The organism is Streptomyces sp. NPDC051173 (assembly GCF_040689515.1).
In the GTDB taxonomy this organism is placed as follows: domain Bacteria; phylum Actinomycetota; class Actinomycetes; order Streptomycetales; family Streptomycetaceae; genus Streptomyces.
Window position 1 is genome coordinate 1 of record NZ_JBFBBD010000189.1, and the last position, 1058, is coordinate 1058.

Here is a 1058-nt window from a genome sequence, read left to right on the forward strand (position 1 = left end):
TGAAGGGACGTCACCGTCCCCATCGCGGGCATCGACTGTCTGCTGCCACCCGCGCAAAGATCGCTGCCCGATTGAAGGGCCGCCACCACCAGCACACGACCACGCATCCGCGGCGGCGCGGTGGCCTGCACCGTCAAGGGCACCCGGGAACGCGTATCGGTCTGCGCCATCACCGCCGCAGTCTGCGCGGCGTGCACTACATCCGCCACCGGCCGCGCACCGGACGAGTCCGCCACTCCCATCTGCGCCTCCCGCATCAGCGCTGGCACCCCGGGCGCCGCAAGGGAAGGGGGAGGCGGTGAGCACTGCCGATGCCGTGGACCGTGAGGTTGCCTGGCTGACCACCAGCGGTGACGGGCTGCCCGCGCTCCTGGCCAGCGCGGGTGGGCCGTGGGGCAATGTGCAGGCGTACCAGCCGCGCACCCCCGGCCGGCGCGGCACCAACCTGTTCGTACTGCGCCGTCAGATCCACGAGAAGCGGTTCGCGAACGTCCGCCGCATGCCGACGTATGAGTTCGTGCTCAAGCTGATCTGGCCTCTCACGTCCGGGCAGGGCATCGCCGAGGATGACCAGCGCGCGTTCGACGTGGCGGTCGACAAGGTGCTCACCCGGATCGGCGGGTTCACCGGCGACAAGAGCCACGGCGGGCGCTTTCGCAGCGTGGCCGAGAACCCCGAGTACGTGATCGTCCGCTTCACCGATCCCGAGCAGACGATGCCCCCGGAGGCGGAATTCCGGGCGGAGATCACCTACTTCGCGGACGACATCGAAATCACCGGCTGACCCGCCCCCCTTCTCCCTTCCGGCCCCTGCCCTGTGCGGGGGCCTTCTGCATGCCCGGAGGCCCCCGTGCTCCAACGCAGCACCCATGAAGCGCCCGTGGACGTGCCGGACATCCCGGCCACCATCCAGCCCGGCGCAACCGTCGACTGGCCCCACCCCATCGCCGGATTCGAACCTGTGAAAGACCCAGGACCTGCGGCCCGGCCCGAGCCGGATACCAAGTCCCCGAGGAAGAAGGCCGTTTCCCCGGCCGCTGCTGCCGGTGAGGAGCCCG

At 70.2% G+C, this 1058-nt stretch carries 2 protein-coding genes; one reads left to right on the forward strand and one right to left on the reverse strand.

The window, feature by feature from the left end; all coding sequences use genetic code 11:
• The coding region (locus AB0435_RS34290) for a hypothetical protein (RefSeq protein WP_366428760.1) at positions 1–257 on the reverse strand (257 nt) is incomplete at its 3' end.
• A gap of 41 nt (positions 258–298) precedes the next feature.
• On the opposite strand from AB0435_RS34290, the gene AB0435_RS34295 reads away from it, so the two are divergent.
• Positions 299–784, forward strand: coding sequence for a hypothetical protein (locus AB0435_RS34295; RefSeq protein WP_366428761.1), 486 nt, complete (start codon positions 299–301; stop codon positions 782–784).
• Positions 785–1058 lie beyond the last annotated feature (274 nt).